The sequence below is a fragment of the Chryseobacterium viscerum genome (assembly GCF_002899945.2).
GTDB lineage: Bacteria > Bacteroidota > Bacteroidia > Flavobacteriales > Weeksellaceae > Chryseobacterium > Chryseobacterium viscerum.
The window spans coordinates 1-859 of the sequence record NZ_PPEG02000030.1; the positions used below are offsets into that span (position 1 = coordinate 1).

Genomic DNA, 859 nt, shown 5'->3' on the forward strand with positions numbered 1-859 from the left:
TGTGAACGAAAAGAACTGGCAGAGGGGGTTATTAGCGAAACAGGAATCAGTGTTCATAGGGCTTGCAAGATCGTCTGCATGAGCCGCAGTATGTATTATTATGGGCATAAAAAAGACGACCAACCCGTTATCTCAAAATTACTGGATTTGGCAGCGAGGTATCCTACAAGGGGATTTGAAACCTATTATGGTAAGATACGTTTGGAAGGTCTGCTTTGGAACAGAAAAAGAGTCCTCCGTGTTTATCGAAATATTAATTTAAAACTAAGAGTTAAGCGCAAACGTCGTATTCCGTGTCGGATTAAAGAGAAGCTGATTGTCCCAGGTGCAGTCAATGAGACATGGTCAATTGACTTCATGAGCGATGCTTTGTCTAATGGACGAAGGTTTAGGGTTCTGAATGTCATTGATGATTATAATAGGGAGTCATTGGTTAATGAAGCATTTTATTCAATTCCAGGTGTCAGATTGGTACAAAGATTAAAAGAATTAATCACATACAGAACTAAGCCCAAGTGCATAAGATCCGACAACGGTCCTGAGTTTTTATCCAAGGTTTTTGTGGACTTCTGTAAAGATAATGACATTGAATTGCAATATATACAACCGGGGAAGCCCGCACAAAATGCATATATTGAACGCTTAAACCGCACATTCAGAGAAGATGTTTTAGATGCATATCTGTTCGGATCTTTAATAGAAGTAAATGCAATTGCTTATGAGTGGCAGATCGATTACAACAGTAATCATCCGCATAAATCGTTAAATGGACTTAGTCCTTGGCTGTATGCTAAAGAAGTTTTAGTGTATTAGAGTGTATTTTATATTTATTAACTGTTTGAAAAAGGGAAAGTCTTCA

At 38.0% G+C, this 859-nt stretch carries 1 protein-coding gene; it reads left to right on the top strand.

Annotated elements, in window-relative coordinates; genetic code table 11:
• Positions 1–813: IS3 family transposase (locus C1634_RS25635; RefSeq protein ID WP_109739386.1), on the top strand; the 813-nt coding region annotated here is incomplete at its 5' end.
• Positions 814–859 lie beyond the last annotated feature (46 nt).